The following is a 20,430-nucleotide window of genomic DNA, read 5'->3' on the forward strand; positions in this document are numbered from 1 at the left end:
ACTGTTTCAAGCTGCGCCCGATGTATTTGCATCGGGCGTTTTTATTGCGACATAAAATGCTATGACTTTCGCAGCACGCTCTTTCAGCGTGGTATAAACCGGAAGATCAAATTAAAAATCTATCCTTTATTAAAGTATTACACTTTAGTTCAGGATTATTTCACGTTACATTAAATCTCCCTTTCAGCCTAAAGTATCTGCCATGTTCGATTTACCCGACACTGTCTATGCCATTCAACATCTTGCATTTGAAGACCTCGGCGCGTGGGAAGATGTCCTGTATGAACAAGGTTTACGGGTACGGTATTTTGAAGCTGGTGTGGAAAATCTAGAAAAGGCGTTTGCACATGAAGGATTAGTGATTATTTTAGGTGGCCCAATTGGCGTTTATGAAATCACAGACTATCCTTTCTTACAACAAGAAATAGACTTACTAAAAGTACGTTTAGAAAAGAAGTTACCCACTATTGGTATTTGTTTGGGTGCACAGCTCATTGCTCATGCCTTGGGTGCCAAAGTCTATGCCGGCCATACCAAAGAAATTGGCTGGAGTACGCTCAGTCTGGCAGATGCCGTCCATCATCCACTGGCGGCATTAGCCAACACACCGGTTTTACATTGGCATGGTGATACTTTTGATTTACCAGTACAGGCTGAATTACTGGCCAGCTCCGACCTGTATCCGAATCAGGCCTTTCGGGTCGGACCACATATTCTGGCATTACAATTTCACGCTGAAGTTGCTGCAGACAGTTTAGAAAAATGGCTGATTGGCCATACCTGTGAATTACGTCAGGCCCAGATTGATATTCCCACCTTACGCGCCAATCATCAGCTATACGCGCCGCAACTGCAACAGGTCAGCGCGACGGTTCTGAGCCAGTTTCTAGCCGGCTTAAAATCTCAAAGCTGACCGGAAGCTTTAGATTGCCCTTACATTTATCATCGTCATAAAAAAAGCACCCTGAAGCGGGTGCTTTTTTAGCTGTTCTTGCGATTATTTTTTCGCAGCAACAGAAGCTTCAGTCGTGATGTTTACAGTAATTTTATCACCTACATTAGGTACAAAACCAGCGATACCAAATGCTGAACGGTCAAATGACGTGGTAGCATTAAAACCAACCGTTGCCGCTTTGGTCATTGGATGTGGACCTTGTTTGTTCAGTACCGCATCCAGAACTACAGGTTTCGTTACACCTTTCACGGTTAAATCACCTGTGATTTTAAAGTTCTTTTTGTCCTGAGTTACAACTTTGGTACTTTTAAAAGTAATGGTTGGATATTTTGCTGCATCAAACCAATCTGCTGCCATTAAGTGCTCATCTAAAGCTTTTACGTTGGTGTTGATGCTGCTTAATGGAATCGTGACATTCACAGATGAGTTCGCTGGTTTTTTCTCATCAATGTTGATGGTACCTTGAATGTTTGAGAAGTTACCTGATGGCGTAGAAAAACCAAAATGATCCCAAGTAAATACAGTAGCCGTATGCGTTGGGTCAATTTGATAAGCCACTGGTTTAGCCATTGTCATGGTTGCTGCAGATGCGATAGCCAAACCTAAAGCAAGTGATTTCATGTTCATATTGTTCATCTCTAATAGTGTTGATAAGTTTCAATGAGGTTTAGTTTATAGATTTTTGCTGCAAATACAGGATTAAAGATAAAACGATATGTTGCATGACTGAAACGATAAATTTTTAAAATATGCGTGTGTATTTTATATCGAATTTAGAAGGCAATGATATTGAATAAAAAAGCTTTACCCTACGCATAGAATAAAGCTATTTTGGATGATACATCCACTAATGTCTCGAATGCATCGCAATAGATTAAAGTTTCTCAATCAAAATGCGGTCAACCTGCTTTAAACCTGATTGCTTTTCATGGTTCTTACGGCGAATTTTGATTTGCTGATCTTCAGCTAAATCCTGTAATAACAACTCTACTGCCACCATAGCTTCAAGTGGTAAGTCTTGTCCAATCCACTTTTGCTCACCCGCATCCATTAAAGTGACTTCATCATTAATTTGCTCGTACAAACTCATTTATCATCTCACTCAATTACACAGAGGTTTATTCACAAACCTGACTTACACTGACAAAATTTGTTGGATCATCGGATTGACCACCCAACAAATTTGCAAAATAAAAGACGTCCCTTTGCAGGAACGCCTTTAGAAACACTTAAATTAAAAAATTAAGCTGTTAATTCTTTTACTGCAGCAACAACCGCTTCAGTGGTAATGCCAAAGTACTGATACAAGTGTTTTGCAGGTGCGGATTCACCATAAGTTGTCATACCAATCACTTTACCGTCTAAGCCGACAAACTTCCACCAGTAGTCTACATGCGCTGCTTCAACCGCAACACGTGCACGAATTTGGGATGGCAATACCGCTTCACGATATGCTGCATCTTGCTTCACAAATTCTTCTGCACACGGCATAGACACGACACGTACACCTTCAAGCTGTGCGTATGCTTCCATTGCCAAGCCCACTTCTGAACCTGTTGCAATAATAATGGCTTTCAATTCACCTTTTTCTTCAGCCAAGACATAACCACCTTTTGCCACGTTCTCAATTTGAGCTTGAGTTCGGGTTTGGAATGGCAAGTTTTGACGTGAGAAAATTAATGCCGTTGGGCCTTCTGAACGCATTAAAGCAGATTTCCAGGAAATAGCCGCTTCAACGGTGTCTGCAGGACGCCATGTATTTAAGTTTGGCGTAGTTCGTAAAGATGCAATTTGCTCAATCGGTTGATGTGTTGGACCATCTTCACCCAAACCAATCGAATCGTGAGTATACACATGAATAACACGTTGCTTCATTAATGCAGACATACGCACAGCATTACGCGCATACTCCATAAACATTAAGAATGTTGCTACGTAAGGAATAAAACCACCGTGAAGTGCTATACCATTTGCAATAGCAGTCATACCAAACTCACGTACACCATAGTGCACATAGTTGCCTGCTGCATTGTCCTGAACGCCTTGGCAACCTTTCCAAAGAGTTAAGTTTGAACCTGCCAAGTCTGCAGAACCACCCAATAACTCAGGCAATAATGGACCAAATGCTTGCAACGTATTTTGGCTGGCTTTACGCGTTGCAATAGTTTCAGCTTTGGCATTGGTTTCAGCAATAAAAGCATCTGCCTGCGCAATAAATTCTGCTGGTAATTCACCACTTAAACGGCGTTTAAGTTCAGCAGCTTCAGTTGGATATTTTGCTGCATAAGCGTCAAAAGTTGTATTCCATGCCGCTTCTACTGCTGCACCTTTCGCTTTACCGTCCCAAGCAGCATATACATCTTCAGGAATAACAAACGCTTCATCTGTCCAGCCTAATGCTTGACGCGTCAAAGCAATTTCGTCATGGCCTAATGGGGCACCGTGACAGTCTTCTTTACCTTGTTTGTTTGGTGAACCTAAACCGATCACAGTTTTACAAATAATAAGGGTTGGTTTTTGTGTTTCAGCTTTTGCTTCGACTGTAGCAGCACGAATTGCATCGGCGTCGTGACCAGCAACTTTCAGGACTTGCCAACCGTAAGATAAGAAACGCTGTTCTGTATCGTCAGAGAACCAGCCTTCTACTTCACCGTCAATAGAAATGCCGTTATCATCATAATAAACAACCAGCTTGCCTAAACCTAAAGTACCTGCCAAAGAACATGCTTCGTGAGAAACACCTTCCATTAAGCAGCCATCACCCAAGAAACAATAAGTGAAATGATCTACAACTTGAATATCTTCTTTATTAAATTGTGCAGCCAATGTTTTTTCTGCTAAAGCAAAACCAACAGCATTGGCAATCCCCTGACCGAGTGGACCAGTGGTGGTTTCAATCCCTGGTGCATAACCTAATTCTGGGTGGCCAGGTGTTTTAGAGTGTAACTGACGGAACGCTTTTAAATCTTCGATTGAAAGATCATAACCTGTTAAATGTAACAACGCATATTGCAACATTGAACCATGACCATTAGACAGTACAAAACGGTCGCGGTTTGCCCATTGTGGATTGGTTGGGTTGTGATTCAAAAATTCACGCCACACCACATCGGCAATATCTGCCATCCCCATCGGTGCACCTGGATGTCCTGAATTTGCTTTTTGCACAGCATCCATTGCCAATACACGAATTGCGTTTGCAATACGACGTTCGTTAAGCGGGGTCGTCATAGGTCAGAGTCCACAAAAAATCGTTAAATAGAAGAAGATGAATAGAATTCAAAACAGCCGCTATTCTCTCAAAAAAACGCCTGAGGGGTAAAGCCTATGCAACAATATTTCCGCATTAATTCCCATTCAGAGTATTTTTCGTGCAAATTCAAAGACGTTTTATCACGTTTATAACAACAAGAAAATAGCTAATTGCCGTGTTAAGCTCTATTCTTGGCAAAATTCTAAAGTATAGATATTTCAATTTATAGACGCAGGATGGAATTGTGATGTCGCTCTTGCAGCAACTCCAATCAAATGCCTAGCAACAAGTTAAAACACAACAGTATTCTGTAGAAATAATAGACAGATTTTAACACACCTTGAATTTTATTCACTTTTCACACAATAAATTGAATCACAGCCATCGTCCAAAATTTTAAAACAGCTTTTGAAAATGCAGCTTGATGCAGATAAAGTCAATTCAAAGTCTTTAAATTACCCATCTACAATATTGTTTTTAAAAATGATTCACCACTTAAAAACAAGGTGCTCCTTAGTTTAAAATTATGACAGCATACTTTAGCCAACATGAATATTTTTGAGTCACAATATAGTCATACCGATACTTTATCTATTTTTTAGCTAAAGATATGCGATAAAAAGTCATTGAATTGAAATAAATTCAGCCAATTTAGTCGTAATGCGCTAGTCCTAAAGTCTAACTCGATGTAACATATTGCGTCTTTTGAATTTAACTGTGATAGGACTTATGCGCGAGTACGCTGTATTTACCTCGGAATCTGTAAGCGAAGGCCATCCAGATAAAATGGCTGACCAAATCAGTGATGCCATTTTGGATGCAATCTTAAAAGAAGACCCTTATGCGCGGGTTGCTTGTGAAACGCTTGTAAAAACGGGTGCGGTTGTACTGGCAGGTGAAATCACAACAACTGCAAATGTCGATTTTGAAGCCGTTGTTCGTCAAACCGTAAATGGCATTGGTTACCATCATTCTGACTTAGGTTTTGATGGTTCAACTTGTGCGATCATTAACATGATTGGTAAACAATCACCTGAAATTGCACAAGGCGTAGACCGTCAAAAGCCTGAAGATCAAGGTGCGGGGGACCAAGGTTTGATGTTTGGTTATGCCAGCCGTGAAACTGATGTGTTAATGCCTGCCCCTATTTCTTATGCACACCGCTTAATGGAAAAGCAAGCTGAGTTACGTCGCAGTGGTGCATTGCCGTGGTTACGCCCAGATGCAAAAAGTCAGGTGACTTTTGCTTATGAAAACGGTGTGCCTGTTCGTTTAGACGCGGTGGTGTTATCTACTCAACACGATCCTGAAATTTCGCAAATTCAGCTTAAAGAAGCTGTAATTGAAGAAATTGTGAAAAAAGTGATTCCTGCAGAAATGTTCCATGCAGACACCAAATTCCACATCAACCCAACAGGTAAGTTTGTGATTGGCGGCCCTGTAGGTGACTGCGGTCTAACAGGTCGTAAAATCATTGTCGATACTTACGGCGGTATGGCGCGTCATGGTGGCGGTGCATTCTCTGGTAAAGACCCATCTAAAGTTGACCGTTCTGCTGCTTATGCAGGGCGTTACGTTGCCAAAAATATTGTCGCAGCGGGTTTGGCAGACAAATGTGAAATTCAGGTGTCTTATGCTATTGGTGTGGCAGAGCCGACTTCAATTTCCATAAATACTTTCAATACTGCAAAAGTAGCAGATGAGTTGATTATTGCTTTGGTGCGTGAACACTTCGATTTACGCCCATACGGCATTACCAACATGCTGAACCTGTTACAGCCGATGTATAAACAAACTGCGGCTTATGGTCACTTTGGTCGTCAAGGTTCTGACACTGCATTTACATGGGAAAAAACCGACAAAGTTGAAGCCTTGAAAGCTTCTGCAGGCCTGTAATGTAAAACTTTTCAGATGTATTAAGCTCACTTCGGTGGGCTTTTTTATATCTAAAATTTAGCTGCCAAACCATAATATCCAATAATAGGTTTTGGTAAATCACTCATGAAATTTTAAAATGCCAATCTAAGATAATGATGTAGGAGCTTAACATGGCGGTTATTCTTCAACTAGATTCCCTTATGGAGGCTCATTTAGCGAGAGCATGAGCGTAGCGTAGCGTGAAATTGCAGAAGGTATTAAGCTAGAAACTGGCATGCTTTGGAAAATTTGGACATTGAATAGTCAAGCTCTGGAAGCAAGCGGAATCTATCTATTGAATAATGTGGCTAATGCTGAACGCTATTTACAAATGCATCGCGCACGTTTAGAAAGTTGTGGCGTGAATAATAGACATGGAAAGATTTTTGAGGTGAATGCTTCCCTGTCTGCCATTAACCAAGTTGACTTTGAAATTCGCTCATTTTTTTTAAATCATTCATCTAGATTGAAGAAAAAAAGGGAATTCTTTTGAATGATGAATCAAAAAAGCAGTTCAATAAATTCTGAGACATTTTAAGACTCAGAATTCTTTAGAATCTTGTATAGACAAAATAAGCGTTAAGTTAGACACATCACTTATTGTGTACGAATCACTTCAAGCACCGTTTGTTGCACAGGCACTTCTTGATAATCTTGCAAATAAATATGCACCACTTTAAAGACAACGGCTGCCGCTAAACATGCCAAAATACACAACAACCAGATACTAGACGGGCTGCGAATATTGTGTGAACCACAAGTACCACATACTTTTTTTGATGATTCCACCGCCCGATTGCAACATGCGCAACGATACTGATGATATTGCATAGGTATTCTCCTACTTCACTGTAATTCTTGTTTTTATTGTTACACTATCTACCCTGATGCAGTGTAATTATGATTAAGCAACTGTGAATTGTAGCCTACATTTTTTTAGATGATTTAGCCGACACAATTGTTTCTAAATTAGAATGTCAAAGTTCTGTTCTTCACGCAAATCGTATTTTTGAATAATCAGTCACTTTATCCATCTAAAATAAGTATGCCATGCTAAAATTATGCATGCTCGATTACTTGAAGTTTAGACTCAAGCTTGGCTTTCAGCACATATTTTTATCACGCGGAGTAAAATTAAAGTGATACAACTCATCAAAAAAGGCGGCTTGAGAGAACGTGCCAACCGTAGCCGTAAATACCATGGTTCAGAAAATACAGAAGCAACTTTGCGATCAAATCGTATTTATCAACCCAATCATTTGGATAAAACTGAAAATACGACTGCCACCGAAATACCGAATGAAAAATCATCAAATTTAGTTTTGGACGATATCAAAGAGTCTGATTAATCGGCATCAAAACTTATTTTTAAAACATACGCAGTGCATCTAAGCACAACCACACAGCAAACAATAAAAATAATGCACCCGACACCATATCAATATAACTACCTGAATGCTGATATAACTTTTTCATTTTTGGTATAGAAAGTAGCAACATAAATAGTGCAAATGTCACAAAGGTTTGGATTGGAATAATCACTGCCAATTGGGCTTTTAAAGATGCACTTGCCGATGAACTGAGCGCCAAGACGAATACACTACTAAAATAAATTAAGGTTTTCGGATTAGATAAATTGGTGAATAGACCCATTAAAAAGTAATTTTTTGCGGCTGGAATTTGTACTTGAGTATCATCAAACTGTTTGCGCTGCTGCCAACTCTGCCAACCACCCGACAACATGCCCCATCCCATTTTGGCAAGAAATAAACCGCCAATCAGCATTAAGACTTGCTGAATCCAAGGAAACTGCTGCACCAAAACCGTAAAACCCAATAGGGTCAGTACCACCCATATTACAATCCCAGATGAAATACCCGCAATAATCTGCAAGGTATTACGACGGGTATTGCTGGCTGCACTTTTGGCAATTAATAAAACATCGGGGCCTGGACTAAGCTGTGCCACAAAATGCAACGCACAAATGGTGAATAACAAAGACATAAATACATCAGGAGAATTGAAATTCCGATTAAACCTTGTGCAGCAAGAGAATGAATAAAGCTTTAAATAGCCTCTCAATATTTGAACATTCATCAAAAAACATACATAAAAAAACCGAATCAGCGCGATTCGGTTTTATCTCAAGCGTCATCCATATTATTTAGGTGGATTAACATCTTTCATTTCAATTTTTTTCGCCTCAGGGGTAATTTCGCGAGCCTCACCATCAATAATACTGGAATCACGGCCACCGCTCTGCTGATTTTGCATGTCTTGCACTTGGCGCATTAGATCTGCAAACGGGTTTTGACCTGCTCTACCCGTGCTATTCATATCGCCCATCATGCCACCCATCATTTGATCCATCATGGCTTGCTGACGTTTCATCATGGCTTTCATCATTGCCGCTTTAAAGGCATTTTGTACGGCAGGAATCATCACCAGCAATGCTAAAACATCGCTAATTAATCCTGGAATCATCAATAAAAAACCCGCAAAAATTTTAGGTAAATTATTGCTCAGCGCAGGATCGGCACTCATCTGCCCCATTTGCATTTGCTGCATTTGCGGCATCACGCCTGCAGAATATTTACGAATCAAGTTCAAACCAATGAAGAAAGCAGCAACAAACCAAAAGAACACGTACCACATGCTCCCCACTAGGTCGCCCACACCAATCCAGACGAAGACTTCAAGAACTAAGCCAATTAGAACAATAAGAAATAATTTCATGAAAATTAATCTAATCTCAATAAAATAAATAAAATGCAGTAATCAAGTGCTTCATCGGGATCAAGCTTTTTTGATTCGCTGTTGTTTCAATATGGGCATTATTGTATTTTTAAAGGTTATGTCTGTCATTAATATTTTCATCATTACCTAATAACAGAGTCAATACGTCTATATATTTGAACGATAAAGATAAAAATACGCGGCATATGCTAACAGTAACCTCAACGCAATAAAAACCGATGCTGCGATATAACTCCTTGGATTTTTGACTGATCGCAACGGTTCGTAAACAACAGCGCTGCATTACTTCGGCAGGCACTAATACCAACATGATGCCCAATTGCACTAAAATCAGGTCATCTAAATAGCCCAAAACAGGTATAAAATCTGGAATCAAATCAATGGGAGAAATGGCATAAGCAGCGACCAACAATGCCAAAAGCTTTACCTTGAAAGGTATTTCAGGATGACGTGCTGCAAAGCAAAACGCATAAACACCTCGTTTAATTTACTTCACACACTATTTAGACTATTGATCCGCTTCATGGCCGCTCTCATTTGCTACCATATATAAGATATACATCTCAAAACTTAAAATAAAATGAAGTCCAAAATTGAAAATGTGGCGAGGTAAACATTCTAATTGTTTAAATGGCATCTTACTGACCGAATGTTTTGAAATTACTCCACACAAAAGAGATTTAAACTCCTATAATTCAACTTGATGTAATTTTTAAGGCTTGGCATGTCACTTATTATTGGAATCGACCCTGGTTCTCGTCTAACGGGCTACGGCATTATTGAACGTGATGGTGCTAAATTACGTTTTGTAGATGCAGGAACCATTCGCACCGAAACCAGTGAAATGCCTGAGCGCTTAAAACGAATTTTTGCAGGGATTGAACGGATTGTGAAATTTCACGGCCCGACTGAAGCTGCAGTTGAACAAGTGTTTATGGCGCAAAACCCAGACTCAGCCTTGAAATTGGGACAGGCTCGTGGTGCAGCGATTGCCGCTTTAGTAAATTTAGATTTACAAGTGGCTGAATATACCGCACGCCAAATTAAACAGTCTGTCGTGGGTTATGGCGCTGCCGATAAAGAACAAGTGCAAATGATGGTCATGAAATTATTAAATCTAACCATCAAACCCCAACAAGATGCTGCCGATGCTTTGGCTGCTGCAATTTGTCATGCTCACGCATCGGGTAGCATGACCAAGTTCGCTGTGCTAAACGCCCTGGGCGGTATGGCACGTGGACGTAGTCGCTCAAATTCCAGACGTCGATAAATCAGTGTCGTCATCGCTTATATTTTACTGATTTACAACCTGATAAATCGCTTGGCTCATGTGCTGTGCCTGCAAACCGCGCATACCCTGCTGTGCCAACATATCCCCTGCCAAGGCATGTAACATGACAATTTCATGTAATTGAATTTGATTGTGAAACTGAGCTTTTAAACTGGCGATCATACCTGCCAACACATCGCCCATACCGCCTGTACCCATACCAGGATTGCCTGCGGTACAAATCCACAATGCGCTAGTTTGCGGTTCTGTAGATGCTGCTTGCAAAGTCAAACTGCCAGAACCTTTTAACACCCATTCGCCTGCATAGCGTTGCTGCAATTGCTGAATCGCAGTAATACGGTCTGCTTCAATGGCTGCAACCGTAGTATTCAGCAAGGTCGCAGCTTCACCTGAATGAGGTGTGGCATAACTATTTAGTTTTAATTGGGCTGGTTGATGCAATGAATGCGCTTGCTTGGCCAAAAACCATAAGGCATCGGCATCGTAAACCACTTCTACCTCGGACTGATTGAGTGCAGCAAACCAGTCTGCATAATGCTGTTCCGCCCAAGCATCTCGTCCTAGTCCCACCCCTAAACTCACGGCATCGACCTGTGAAATTAAATGTTGAATTTCTGCACCTGTCAGTGCATCTATATCCCGCAACATTAAATTTGGCGCACGGCTTAAAATCGCCACATGATGTTTAGCATGACAAACTACGGTCACTTTCCCTGCACCTGCGCTCGATGCGGCTTCTGCAGCCATCATTACCGCACCACCCATTTGTGCATGCCCGCCCACAATCAACACATGCCCATAACTGCCTTTGTGTCCAAAAGCCTGCCGCGCGGGTAGTTGAATCGTCGTTGAAGTGAGTTTTGCCAAAGCTTTGAGTTCTGCATCAACGGGAATCAAATCCAACACATCGACTTGCCCCGTATATTCCTGTGCTTGCCCTGTAAATAGGCCTGCTTTCAAGCCTAAGGCTGTAAAGGTGTAATCAGCTTTAATCGCGCATGGCAATGGCTGCCCCGTGTTGGCATTTAAACCGCTTGGAATATCAACCGCAATTTTTAAGCCTGCTTGTTGATTCATTGTGTGAATAATCGACTGCCATTCATCATTTAAAGGACGATCTAAACCAATACCAAATAATGCATCAATGTAGCAGTCATATTTTTTCTGGAATGCAAAACCTTGAATTATATTAAATTGTTCTGGCTCAGCTTCTAAAAAAGCCTGATGTAAATCTGCCGATGTACCGCGCGTGGCAGCATAAATATCGACTTGAAAACCAGCTTGTTTTAAATATTTTGCAGTTAAATAGCCATCACCTGCGTTATTGCCTTTTCCACAACACACGGCAATTTTTTGTATTGTAGATGGCTGTGCTGCAAAAATTTTGCGAAGTTGTAAATGCAGTGTCCACGCTACTTGCTGCATTAAACCATAAGAACTGTTTTGGCGAGCAAACCAGCGTTGCTCCCACGCTTGAATACTTTGGCTATGATAAACAGGGCTATGGTACACTTGCTGCGGCATTTTCTTCCCTTCTATTTTGTTATGGCAAAATCCACCACTTCAGCACAAATTTCTCTGTATCAAGACGATCCAGTCGCCTTGAAAACGTGGATTAAAGCGCAAGCTTTGGCGCTTGGTTTTGCTGATTGTGTCATTGCCAAACCAGATGCTCAAGCAGAATTAGCACGTTTTCAGGAATATTTAAAACGTGGCTATCATGGCGATATGAAGTTTCTAGAAGAAAATTTAGACAAGCGCGCCAATCCCACACTATTAGTCCCGAATACCAAAAGCATTATTTGTGTGCGCATGAATTATTTGGTGGAAACACCACGTCCACGACATATTCCCGATGCACCTAATTCTGCAATTATAGCCCGTTATGCACGTGGACGCGATTATCACAAAGTCATGCGCGGACGCCTAAAAACCCTTGCGACACGTATTCGTGAAAAAGTGGGCGAGTTTGAATCACGCCCTTTTGCCGACTCAGCCCCAATTTTTGAAAAGTCGCTTGCAGAAAGTGCAGGCATGGGTTGGACAGGCAAACACACCTTACTAATTCATAAAAAATCTGGATCTTTTTTTGTATTGGGTGAGTTGTTTACTTCACTAGATTTACCTTTTGATGCACCTGCAACTTCGCATTGCGGTTCTTGCACAGCCTGCATCGACATTTGCCCAACACAGGCCATTGTTGAACCTTATATGTTGGATGCGCGCAAATGTATCGCTTATTTAACCATTGAATATCAAGGTGTCATTCCTGAAGAATTACGCCGTGGCATTGGTAATCGTGTGTTTGGTTGTGATGATTGCCAACTGATTTGCCCGTGGAATAGCTTTGCCCAAGTCACCACGGTGGATGATTTTCATCCTCGACATGCCTTAGATCAGGTCAGCTTGCTAGATTTATGGCAATGGGATGAAAGTACGTTTTTAGCCAAAACTGAAGGTAGTCCATTGCGTCGCACAGGCTATCAAAGTTTTATGCGTAATATTGCCATCGGGCTTGGAAATGCCCCTTTTTCAGCACAGATTTTGCAAACTTTGCAGCAAACGCGAGCACAGCATGATGAGATTGTGCAAATCCATATGGATTGGGCCATTCAGGAACAATTGCTTAAACAGCCTAAAATTTAAACAAAAATAACAACCAAAATAGTGCGATATTTTGAGTGCAGCTTTCTTGCCAATTTATGCAATTAACTAAATTTTAGCAACCAATTCATAGCAAAATAATAATCCATAAAAATAAATTTTGCAGCGAAATATCAGAAAAATTGCTTAAGTTTGCAACTAAATAGACTGCATGATTTTATTTTTATTCTGTTGAATATTTACTATGAAATTGGGAGATTATGCCTTTCTGATTCAAACTATTTGTGTATGATACAGACTATGAATAATAGGGATCATGGACTTTTACTTATGTCAGTACGCAATGATTGGACTCGAGAAGAAATTCAGCAGTTATACGAACAGCCTTTTCTGGATTTAGTCTTTGAAGCACAGCGTGTGCATCGCCAACATTTTGCTGCCAATACTGTACAAGTCAGTACCTTATTATCGATTAAAACAGGTAAATGCCCTGAGGACTGCAAATATTGCTCGCAGTCTGCACATTATGATTCACAGCTTGAAGCTGAAAAACGCATTGCGGTTGATAAAGTCATTCAAGAGGCTAAAGAAGCTTTAGCATCAGGTTCTTCACGTTTTTGTATGGGCGCTGCATGGCGTAATCCGCATGAACGCGATATGCCGTATGTTTTAGAAATGGTGCGTGAAGTCAAAGCACTCGGCTTAGAAACTTGCATGACTTTGGGGATGTTAAACCAATCTCAGGCAGAACGTTTAAAAGATGCAGGCTTAGATTATTACAACCACAACCTAGACACCTCGCGTGAATATTATCCTAATGTAATCAGTACCCGTAGCTTTGATGACCGCCTAAATACATTGGATATTGTCCGTCAAACAGGCATGAAAGTGTGCAGTGGCGGTATTGTTGGTTTAGGTGAAGACACTCAAGACCGTATTGGTTTATTGCATGAATTGGCAACTTTGCCGTTGCACCCTGAATCTGTGCCAATCAATATGTTGGTTCCAATTGAAGGCACACCACTGGCTAAAGTCGAAAAACTGGATGTCATTGAATGGATTCGTACTATTGCAGTGGCGCGTATTATTATGCCAAACAGTTATATTCGTTTATCTGCAGGACGTGAATCGTTGTCTGACTCAGATCAGGCACTGGCATTTATGGCAGGTGCGAACTCGTTATTCTCAGGTGAAAAGCTGTTGACCACACCAAACGCAGGCGAAGGCAAAGACAAACAATTGTTCCAAAAACTAGGTTTAGTTCCTGAACGTGCCAAGCCAACGGTTTCGGAATTGTCGGTAGATGCGATGGCAATGGCTTAAAGTTCTTGGCTTCCATCCAAATATAAAAGTCCCGTAAAGGGACTTTGTTTTTTGTGTCACATTTAATCTTTATGCAGCAAAATAAGTCTGTTCGGCAATGCTTTTAAGAAGTGATTAAAATTCCGTAACTGGCATTCAAATACTGCCCTGCTTTAATGATATCTACCCCGTTGGCATGTTCTACCGTCAGTTGTTGCTGAATCGCATCATAATAAAACCGATCGTAACAATCCTGATGATGCAGCAACCAAGTCAAAGTATCTGTCAGATTGTCATCTACAATATACGTTTTTTCTTGAAAGTTTTTAGTCATAGATACGGTCGGTGCAATATTTCTGATTACGAGATTTTAAGCGGAATACTTAGTCGGATAAAGTATGCAGAAGATAGAAAATTTAATCACGCTTGCATAAACCAAACCGCACAGGATAAAAAGTATCTCTAGCAAAGCTGCGGGAATGATAAATCTAGTTTTAAGATGAATAAATGCAGGCAAGATTAAACAAAATATTCAAGCTGTTAGCCTAAAATAAAAAAGTGAGCCATAGAGACTCACTGGGTGTTAATACAGATTCAATACTTAACATTATTGTGTCTTAGAATCCCCACACTTGCGACACTCTAAATGCGCCCCGATTTCTTCCATTGCGTCATATTCATAAATATGGATACAGAAAATTTTCTTTAACAGTTTGATCATAAATGACATTCCTTTTGAAATTTATACATCACGTTTGTGATCTCATCCTGAGATACAAATGCCATCAAGGCTGATAGATATAAATTACTATTATCATAATTTAAAAAAATTGCAAATCTAATTTAGAAACTTTCCGACAAATGACAAATTCATCTACATGTTGGCTAAAATTGAGTGCATAAATACATGCAAATTCAATCACTTAATTTATATAAATTTTTAACGCGCTTGAAACAAGAAAAAAATGTTTAAAAGCTAATGTATTAAAAACCAAAGAATCGCAATAGCCAATAACATCATGCTTTCTGTTATTTCAATACTCGCGCCAACGGTATCGCCTGTAATTCCACCTAAACGCTGCATAAATTTATATCGCAAATACAAGGTGCTGAGAATAAAAGTCAGAACGGCCACCAAGCCCATCCATCCCCAAAACACAGTAGCAAACAAGGTCAATGCAATCACAATTTTTGTGCCTATTTTGGGTAAATTCGCCTGAATAGAAGTACCCAAACCGTTGGCACGCAAATAAGGCGTGCTTAAAAATAAAACCAAAGCACTTAATCGTCCTAATACAGGTACAAACAGCAAAAACGCTAAATACTGTTGCTCAAGCAATACATACAGTGCAGACCATTTTAATAAGCAGCAGATCAGCAAACTCAACACCCCAATCGGGCCGCTGCTTGGATCTTTCATGATGTCTAAGCTACGTTCAGGATCGCCAAAACCGCCGACCCATGCATCGGCAGTATCCGCCAGTCCATCTAAATGTAAACCGCCTGTTAGCCAAATCCAGAGCACTAAAATTAAGCTGCTACTGAGCACCAAAGGCAGAAATTGCAATAAATGCGCCATTCCCCAAAGCAAAGCCCCGATTAATAAGCCAACAAGCGGATAAAACAACAATGATTGTGCGTTTTGCGCTGCAGTTGGCATCTGTTTTAAAGAAACAGGGAAAGTACTCAGGAATTGCAAAGCGATCCAAAAAGGTGTCATGTTTGTCCCTGCATAGCAATCGTGCCATTGGGATGTAATTGGAATGAACTCAATTGCCCCAACGCTGCAGACATTTTTAAAATATCATCTAAGGGGTGTTTCTGCGCCAATACTTTGAGCAGTTTAATTACCCCGCCATGCGTGACCAATAGCACACGTTTAGGTTGTTGCTCAAGTTGTTGTAAATATTGGTTTAGATCGGACAAACCTTGCAAAACACGCTGCTGAAAATTGAGTAAAGATTCTGCTTGTGGTGGAGCAAACTGGGTCGGTGTGATCCAAAATTTAGCTAAATCTTCAGGGTATTGTTCATATAAAGCTTGGGTGGAAATTGCTTCCCATTCACCAAAATGCATTTCCTGAAATTGTGCATCAATATACAGTGGTAATTGTTGTGCTTGAGCAACGAACTGGGCAACTTGTAAGCAGCGCTGTAAAGGTGAACTCGCCACCATATCCCATCGTTGCCCTGTAGATATTGCCGTGTCTAAAGTCCGCTGCATGTCTTGCCAACCTTCTAAAGTCAAAGCATCATCGGTTGAACCACGCAAAGTATGTCCCAACTCAGTTTCGCCATGTCTTAACAAATCCAACATGATCATGAAGATACTTTCTCACCTATAACCGCGGCTTCAGCAAAAGTCGCCATTTGATTATGCAAGGCGCAGGCCAGTTGAATGATGCCCAATGCAGCTCCCGCGCCACTCCCCTCACCTAAACGTAAATTTAGATGCAGCAAGGCTTGTGCATCTAAGGCTTCTAATAAGCGACGATGTCCAAATTCAGCCGATTGGTGCCCAAATAACATCCATTCACGGACTTGAGGATTTAAACGCACGGCAACTAATGCAGCAGCACTGCTGATAAAACCATCGACCACCATCGGCAAGCCCAACTGTGCACAGCGAATATACGCACCTACCATTGCAGCGATTTCCAATCCACCCACTGCACATAAAGCTTTAAAAGCATCATGTTGTACATAATTTTGATGCAGAGCTAAAGCAGCATCAATCACCTGTTTTTTATGTTGCAATTGCGCAGTGTCAATTCCTGTGCCTACTCCAGTCAAGGCTTCAGCAGGTTCTTGTAATAAAAAGCAAGATAAAGCTGATGCCGAACAAGTATTTCCGATGCCCATTTCACCTGCGACATAAATCGAGGCCTGCTGTGCAATGGCATCTTCCACACTTTGGCGTCCAAGCGCCATCGCATCTGCACACTCTTGTTCAGTCATGGCACAGGCTTTGGCAAAATTCGCTGTGCCTGCACGAATACAATGCCGTTCGACTCCTGCATATTCGTAGGCATCCCCAACCGTACCGCAATCGACCACTTGCAAATGCGCCTGATATTGTCGGGCGATGACGCTGATACATGCCCAACCCGTAGCAAAATTTTGTAGCATCTGCCTAGTCACCGCTTGTGGATAGGCAGAAATATTTTCCTCCATCACGCCATGATCGCCCGCGAAAATACATATCCACGGACGTTTAATGTGTGGCTGCGTTGTGCCTTGCAAAGCTGCCAATTGAATCGCAATATTTTCCAATATTGCCAGTGAACCTGTGGGTTTGGTCAATTGAAGTTGACGTGCAATTGCCTGCTGTTTCATGTGTTCGTTCGGCTTTTGACACGCTGCAAACCACCAAGTCATTAATTCTCTCCTTTTAAAAGCATTGGAAAACCTGCCACGCAAAACAGGACTTTGTCTGCAATCCCCCCTAATTGCTGATGTAATCGCCCTGTTTCATCAACAAATTTTCGGGTTATCTCCCCCATAGGCACAACGCCCAAACCTGTTTCATTACTCACTAAAATAATATCGGCTTGTAAGTGAGGTAAAACTTCTAGCAATGCTGAAATTTGTTGTTCGGCAAAGTTTTCTGCAGATTGCATCAACAAATTACTCATCCACAAGGTTAGGCAATCCACTAAAATCACAGTATTAGGATGATCCAACACCTTTAATTGCTGCGCTAAATACAAAGGCTCTTCGCACAACTGCCAAGTCTGCGGACGCTGTTGTCGATGATGCTGAATCCGCGCCTGCATTTCTGCATCGCCCGCTTGGGCGGTTGCCACATAAATGACGGTTTTGCCAAGTTGCTGCGCGATTTGTTCAGCCAAACGGCTTTTACCCGAACGTGCACCACCCAAAATAAATTGAATCACATTTGCTCCAAAGGAAATTGATGCGTGCTAAATAACCGACCTTGTAAAGTGTGTGCCTGATAATAACCAAAATTTAAATGCTGGATATCTAAATCGAAATAGTGCACAGGGAGATTTTGAATACGCTGCAAAATCAAATTAGTTGAACACGCTGTTTGATATAAGCCCAAAGTAATATGTGGATGATACTGCAAGGCTGCGATTTCAGCCCCGCCAACGCCAAGTGCCTGACGTATGTGTGCCAGTTGCTGTGATTGGTCCCGCACCTCTACAAATAAAGCACTGTCAAAGCTATTAATGCCGCCCACTTTTAGTTGAAAAGGCTTGAGTTGCATCTGCTGTAAGGCCTGAACTTGTTGTTGAAATTGTGATTCGAGAAAGTCATCTTCCCAATATTTTTTTGCTGCATAAAACCCACAAATATATAAAGTGATATGAAACTGACGTGTGTTTGGGCGAAATAACACGTCTGAAAATTGCTGTTTTAATTCTTGTAAATAGCGCTCTAAATCTAGATTTTGAACAGTCAAATACCAAAGTGCATAACACTCACGCCCACGATGCCATTCAGGATAATCGTGCTGCTGTGTTGGAATAACGTACTGATTGGCTTGAATAAACACGGAATAATTCAATGAATTTAAACGGCTTATGGTAAAACATTCACAACTGAATAGACATGAAAATCATGCAATTTATGGTGAATATTTTTTCAGTTTGGTATTTTTAGCCATCTACGTTGTTTAAATAATTTTAGTTTTAATGAGATGAATAAAATTCAGAAGATAGCTGAAACAGGTCTGCAATGTTATGCTGAGATGTGGATGATATTTACCCATCTATATAAGACCCGAATCAGTATGAAGTTTTACCTCATCAGAATTGGCTCAACTGGAGTTTATGATGCAACAAGAATTGATCTGTTATAAGCAACTTCCAATTTGGAATTATGACTCAATTCCACAAGGGTTCAAAAAACAACACAATACCCAAGTCGGCACATGGGCAAAGTTGACTATTTTAAAAGGCAAATTGCATTTTTCGATGCTGCAAGAATCTGGTGAAGTACAATCTGAGCATATTTTTTCTGTGGAAAATCAACCACCTTTTATTGAACCACAAGTGTGGCATAAAATTGTATCTGCCAGTGATGATATTGAATGTCAGCTCAGTTTTTATTGTTTGCCTCAAGATTATTTTGTTAAAAAATACAAATTAAGCCCAACACATTCTGAAATTTTAGAGGCGCTTCCGCAGTTAAACGCGGGTAAAGCTTTGGATGTTGGCTGTGGTACAGGCCGAAATGCACTGTATTTGAGCCAAAATGGTTTTCAAGTGGATGCTTGGGATGTGAACCCAGTGAGTATCCAAAAATTAAATGAAATTATTGCTGCAGAACAGATTTCATCTATTCAAACTGCTGTTCGGGATTTCAACCAGGATGCCACTATTACTGGTGAATATGACTTCATCAACTGTATAGTAGTAATGATGTTTTTGGCGCCTGAAACTATCCCTCCCCTTATTCAGCATATGCAGCAAGCGACCAAACCTCAAGGCTTTAACTTAGTTGTTTGCGCGATGAATACTGAAGATTACCCTGTGCAACAGGACTTCCCTTTTAGTTTTAAAGCGGGTGAGTTAAGTGCTTTTTATGCTGATTGGGATATTGTGAAATACAATGAAAATGTCGGTGAATTGCACCGTACGGATGCAGATGGTAATCGAATTAAACAGCGTTTTGCGACATTGTTGGCGAGGAAAAAGTAGAATTACAAAAGAAATTTGAAATAAATGATCTTTTTTAGCTGCTTGCAAACGAGGAGTTGTTTGTCCTTGATACTGCCTAGGATCAAGGCTTCATATGTTATTATGTAGTGAGGTATACAAATTATTAAGGTAACCTTATGAAAATAGCGAATACGAAATTACTAGTTGGTGCTTGTATGGCCCTAACTTTAACTATGCTTAGCCCTGCCGTACTTGCAAATGATAACAATGATATACGAAAGACTGTTGTAGTTAAGTTTGCAAAAAAAGCTTACTCTGCAAATTATTACGGAAGGATAGATGGATACAAGTATGATTCCTACAAATTTTATGCTAAAAAGGGCAAAAGTTAAAAGTGACGTTGACTGGAGGAAATGTTGAAACTTGCGTAAGCGTCCGCTGAATCCCATGCCTATTTTTTAATTTTGGTCGGATTTCCAGCGGTGTGGCAGTAATTCTTCTATTTGGGTCACTTTATGCGTCGGCAGCCTTTTCAGCACATCACTTAAATAGGCATACGGATCCAGGCCATTCAGCTTTGCTGACTGGATTAAAGTCATGATATTGGCAGCTCGTTGACCACTGCGCAGCGAGCCTGCAAACAGCCAGTTCTTGCGTCCTAAGGCCCAGGGACGCATCTGATTCTCGACCCAATTATTGCAAATCGGTAGATTGCCATCATCCAA

Annotated in this window: 22 protein-coding genes and 2 pseudogenes; 9 read left to right on the forward strand and 15 right to left on the reverse strand. The window is 40.8% G+C overall.

All coding sequences use genetic code 11. The features are described 5' to 3' along the window. Positions 1–202: 202 nt before the first annotated feature. Positions 203–913, forward strand: coding sequence for a glutamine amidotransferase (locus tag BJN41_RS10910; protein WP_019837399.1), 711 nt, complete (start codon positions 203–205; stop codon positions 911–913). 84 nt (positions 914–997) lie between these two features. Here BJN41_RS10910 and BJN41_RS10915 read toward each other — a convergent pair whose 3' ends face one another. The 3 genes from BJN41_RS10915 to tkt form a co-directional block, all read right to left on the reverse strand. Then, positions 998–1,582: a YceI family protein gene (locus BJN41_RS10915; RefSeq protein WP_070155200.1), complete on the reverse strand. Its 585-nt coding sequence runs from the start codon at positions 1,580–1,582 to the stop codon at positions 998–1,000. 247 nt (positions 1,583–1,829) lie between these two features. Beyond that, entirely contained in the window at positions 1,830–2,045 is a 216-nt protein-coding gene (locus BJN41_RS10920) for a hypothetical protein (RefSeq protein ID WP_004976879.1), read from the reverse strand. Between the two features lie 152 nt (positions 2,046–2,197). Beyond that, on the reverse strand, positions 2,198–4,186 hold the full coding sequence (tkt, locus tag BJN41_RS10925) for a transketolase (RefSeq protein ID WP_070155202.1): 1,989 nt from the start codon (positions 4,184–4,186) through the stop codon (positions 2,198–2,200). 751 nt (positions 4,187–4,937) lie between these two features. Between tkt and metK the strand changes: the two genes are divergently transcribed. Together metK and BJN41_RS10935 are read left to right on the forward strand one after the other, a co-directional pair. Beyond that, the gene (gene metK / locus BJN41_RS10930) at positions 4,938–6,104 is read left to right on the forward strand and encodes a methionine adenosyltransferase (protein WP_019837396.1); all 1,167 of its coding nucleotides are present in this window, start codon (positions 4,938–4,940) and stop codon (positions 6,102–6,104) included. 256 nt (positions 6,105–6,360) lie between these two features. Then, on the forward strand, positions 6,361–6,618 hold the full coding sequence (locus BJN41_RS10935) for a YdhR family protein (protein WP_264754241.1): 258 nt from the start codon (positions 6,361–6,363) through the stop codon (positions 6,616–6,618). Between the two features lie 104 nt (positions 6,619–6,722). On the opposite strand, the gene BJN41_RS10940 is transcribed toward BJN41_RS10935, so the two are convergent. Beyond that, on the reverse strand, positions 6,723–6,956 hold the full coding sequence (locus tag BJN41_RS10940; protein ID WP_070155204.1) for a hypothetical protein: 234 nt from the start codon (positions 6,954–6,956) through the stop codon (positions 6,723–6,725). Between the two features lie 308 nt (positions 6,957–7,264). Here BJN41_RS10940 and BJN41_RS10945 point away from each other — a divergent pair, with 308 nt between their 5' ends. After that, positions 7,265–7,474, forward strand: a complete 210-nt coding sequence (locus BJN41_RS10945) for a hypothetical protein (protein WP_070155206.1) — start codon at positions 7,265–7,267, stop codon at positions 7,472–7,474. 19 nt (positions 7,475–7,493) lie between these two features. Here BJN41_RS10945 and BJN41_RS10950 read toward each other — a convergent pair whose 3' ends face one another. The 3 genes and pseudogenes from BJN41_RS10950 to BJN41_RS15995 form a co-directional block, all read right to left on the reverse strand. Further along, complete coding sequence (locus tag BJN41_RS10950; protein ID WP_070155208.1) at positions 7,494–8,129, reverse strand: LysE family transporter; 636 nt, start codon at positions 8,127–8,129, stop codon at positions 7,494–7,496. Positions 8,130–8,285: 156 nt separating this feature from the next. After that, entirely contained in the window at positions 8,286–8,861 is a 576-nt protein-coding gene (locus BJN41_RS10955) for an FxsA family protein (protein ID WP_070155210.1), read from the reverse strand. A gap of 168 nt (positions 8,862–9,029) precedes the next feature. Further along, a pseudogene (locus tag BJN41_RS15995) lies at positions 9,030–9,369 on the reverse strand (YkvA family protein). Between the two features lie 237 nt (positions 9,370–9,606). On the opposite strand from BJN41_RS15995, the gene ruvC reads away from it, so the two are divergent. Then, positions 9,607–10,152 (forward strand): crossover junction endodeoxyribonuclease RuvC, encoded by a 546-nt coding sequence (gene ruvC / locus BJN41_RS10965; protein WP_070155212.1) that lies wholly within the window; start codon positions 9,607–9,609, stop codon positions 10,150–10,152. A gap of 24 nt (positions 10,153–10,176) precedes the next feature. Here ruvC and BJN41_RS10970 read toward each other — a convergent pair whose 3' ends face one another. Continuing rightward, positions 10,177–11,697 (reverse strand): bifunctional ADP-dependent NAD(P)H-hydrate dehydratase/NAD(P)H-hydrate epimerase, encoded by a 1,521-nt coding sequence (locus BJN41_RS10970; RefSeq protein WP_070155214.1) that lies wholly within the window; start codon positions 11,695–11,697, stop codon positions 10,177–10,179. A gap of 21 nt (positions 11,698–11,718) precedes the next feature. Between BJN41_RS10970 and queG the strand changes: the two genes are divergently transcribed. After that, the gene (gene queG / locus BJN41_RS10975) at positions 11,719–12,819 is read left to right on the forward strand and encodes a tRNA epoxyqueuosine(34) reductase QueG (protein ID WP_070155216.1); all 1,101 of its coding nucleotides are present in this window, start codon (positions 11,719–11,721) and stop codon (positions 12,817–12,819) included. A 288-nt stretch (positions 12,820–13,107) separates the two neighbouring features. Then, on the forward strand, positions 13,108–14,100 hold the full coding sequence (bioB, locus tag BJN41_RS10980; RefSeq protein WP_070155218.1) for a biotin synthase BioB: 993 nt from the start codon (positions 13,108–13,110) through the stop codon (positions 14,098–14,100). Between the two features lie 103 nt (positions 14,101–14,203). Here bioB and BJN41_RS10985 read toward each other — a convergent pair whose 3' ends face one another. From BJN41_RS10985 to BJN41_RS11010, 6 genes are all read right to left on the reverse strand, one after another. Further along, positions 14,204–14,413 (reverse strand): hypothetical protein, encoded by a 210-nt coding sequence (locus BJN41_RS10985; protein ID WP_070155220.1) that lies wholly within the window; start codon positions 14,411–14,413, stop codon positions 14,204–14,206. Between the two features lie 642 nt (positions 14,414–15,055). After that, a complete protein-coding gene (locus tag BJN41_RS10990) occupies positions 15,056–15,799 on the reverse strand; it encodes an adenosylcobinamide-GDP ribazoletransferase (RefSeq protein ID WP_070155223.1) in 744 nt (247 codons plus the stop codon). Further along, positions 15,796–16,401: a histidine phosphatase family protein gene (locus tag BJN41_RS10995; RefSeq protein WP_070155225.1), complete on the reverse strand. Its 606-nt coding sequence runs from the start codon at positions 16,399–16,401 to the stop codon at positions 15,796–15,798. The genes BJN41_RS10990 and BJN41_RS10995 overlap by 4 nt, the downstream gene beginning before the upstream one ends. Beyond that, positions 16,398–17,456 (reverse strand): nicotinate-nucleotide--dimethylbenzimidazole phosphoribosyltransferase, encoded by a 1,059-nt coding sequence (gene cobT / locus BJN41_RS11000; RefSeq protein ID WP_070155227.1) that lies wholly within the window; start codon positions 17,454–17,456, stop codon positions 16,398–16,400. The genes BJN41_RS10995 and cobT overlap by 4 nt, the downstream gene beginning before the upstream one ends. Beyond that, on the reverse strand, positions 17,456–17,974 hold the full coding sequence (gene cobU / locus BJN41_RS11005) for a bifunctional adenosylcobinamide kinase/adenosylcobinamide-phosphate guanylyltransferase (RefSeq protein ID WP_070155229.1): 519 nt from the start codon (positions 17,972–17,974) through the stop codon (positions 17,456–17,458). The genes cobT and cobU overlap by 1 nt, the downstream gene beginning before the upstream one ends. After that, positions 17,971–18,597, reverse strand: a complete 627-nt coding sequence (locus tag BJN41_RS11010; RefSeq protein WP_070155231.1) for a 2'-5' RNA ligase family protein — start codon at positions 18,595–18,597, stop codon at positions 17,971–17,973. The genes cobU and BJN41_RS11010 overlap by 4 nt, the downstream gene beginning before the upstream one ends. A 280-nt stretch (positions 18,598–18,877) precedes the next feature. Here BJN41_RS11010 and tehB point away from each other — a divergent pair, with 280 nt between their 5' ends. Together tehB and BJN41_RS11020 are read left to right on the forward strand one after the other, a co-directional pair. Then, entirely contained in the window at positions 18,878–19,744 is an 867-nt protein-coding gene (gene tehB, locus BJN41_RS11015; protein WP_070155233.1) for an SAM-dependent methyltransferase TehB, read from the forward strand. Positions 19,745–19,881: 137 nt separating this feature from the next. Next, positions 19,882–20,126, forward strand: a pseudogene (locus BJN41_RS11020) (hypothetical protein); the annotation flags it as partial. 37 nt (positions 20,127–20,163) lie between these two features. Here the strand turns inward: BJN41_RS11020 and BJN41_RS11025 are convergent. After that, positions 20,164–20,430 (reverse strand): transposase domain-containing protein (locus BJN41_RS11025; RefSeq protein ID WP_057073203.1); only part of this gene is annotated, 267 nt, incomplete at its 5' end.

It is taken from the genome of Acinetobacter towneri (assembly GCF_001758345.1).
GTDB classification, from domain to species: domain Bacteria; phylum Pseudomonadota; class Gammaproteobacteria; order Pseudomonadales; family Moraxellaceae; genus Acinetobacter; species Acinetobacter towneri_A.

What these genes read in the sequence shown, in the direction of transcription:
- BJN41_RS10940 (WP_070155204.1), bottom strand. Translation starts at nt 6,956, where the DNA reads ATGCAATATCATCAGTATCGTTGCGCATGTTGCAATCGGGCGGTGGAA.
- metK (WP_019837396.1), top strand. Translation starts at nt 4,938, where the DNA reads ATGCGCGAGTACGCTGTATTTACCTCGGAATCTGTAAGCGAAGGCCAT.
- BJN41_RS10990 (WP_070155223.1), bottom strand. Translation starts at nt 15,799, where the DNA reads ATGACACCTTTTTGGATCGCTTTGCAATTCCTGAGTACTTTCCCTGTT.
- BJN41_RS10950 (WP_070155208.1), bottom strand. Translation starts at nt 8,129, where the DNA reads ATGTCTTTGTTATTCACCATTTGTGCGTTGCATTTTGTGGCACAGCTT.
- tehB (WP_070155233.1), top strand. Translation starts at nt 18,878, where the DNA reads ATGCAACAAGAATTGATCTGTTATAAGCAACTTCCAATTTGGAATTAT.
- BJN41_RS10915 (WP_070155200.1), bottom strand. Translation starts at nt 1,582, where the DNA reads ATGAACATGAAATCACTTGCTTTAGGTTTGGCTATCGCATCTGCAGCA.
- BJN41_RS10920 (WP_004976879.1), bottom strand. Translation starts at nt 2,045, where the DNA reads ATGAGTTTGTACGAGCAAATTAATGATGAAGTCACTTTAATGGATGCG.
- ruvC (WP_070155212.1), top strand. Translation starts at nt 9,607, where the DNA reads ATGTCACTTATTATTGGAATCGACCCTGGTTCTCGTCTAACGGGCTAC.
- queG (WP_070155216.1), top strand. Translation starts at nt 11,719, where the DNA reads ATGGCAAAATCCACCACTTCAGCACAAATTTCTCTGTATCAAGACGAT.
- BJN41_RS10985 (WP_070155220.1), bottom strand. Translation starts at nt 14,413, where the DNA reads ATGACTAAAAACTTTCAAGAAAAAACGTATATTGTAGATGACAATCTG.
- BJN41_RS10955 (WP_070155210.1), bottom strand. Translation starts at nt 8,861, where the DNA reads ATGAAATTATTTCTTATTGTTCTAATTGGCTTAGTTCTTGAAGTCTTC.
- BJN41_RS10935 (WP_264754241.1), top strand. Translation starts at nt 6,361, where the DNA reads ATGCTTTGGAAAATTTGGACATTGAATAGTCAAGCTCTGGAAGCAAGC.
- BJN41_RS10995 (WP_070155225.1), bottom strand. Translation starts at nt 16,401, where the DNA reads ATGATCATGTTGGATTTGTTAAGACATGGCGAAACTGAGTTGGGACAT.
- BJN41_RS10970 (WP_070155214.1), bottom strand. Translation starts at nt 11,697, where the DNA reads ATGCCGCAGCAAGTGTACCATAGCCCTGTTTATCATAGCCAAAGTATT.
- bioB (WP_070155218.1), top strand. Translation starts at nt 13,108, where the DNA reads ATGTCAGTACGCAATGATTGGACTCGAGAAGAAATTCAGCAGTTATAC.
- tkt (WP_070155202.1), bottom strand. Translation starts at nt 4,186, where the DNA reads ATGACGACCCCGCTTAACGAACGTCGTATTGCAAACGCAATTCGTGTA.
- cobT (WP_070155227.1), bottom strand. Translation starts at nt 17,456, where the DNA reads ATGACTTGGTGGTTTGCAGCGTGTCAAAAGCCGAACGAACACATGAAA.
- BJN41_RS10910 (WP_019837399.1), top strand. Translation starts at nt 203, where the DNA reads ATGTTCGATTTACCCGACACTGTCTATGCCATTCAACATCTTGCATTT.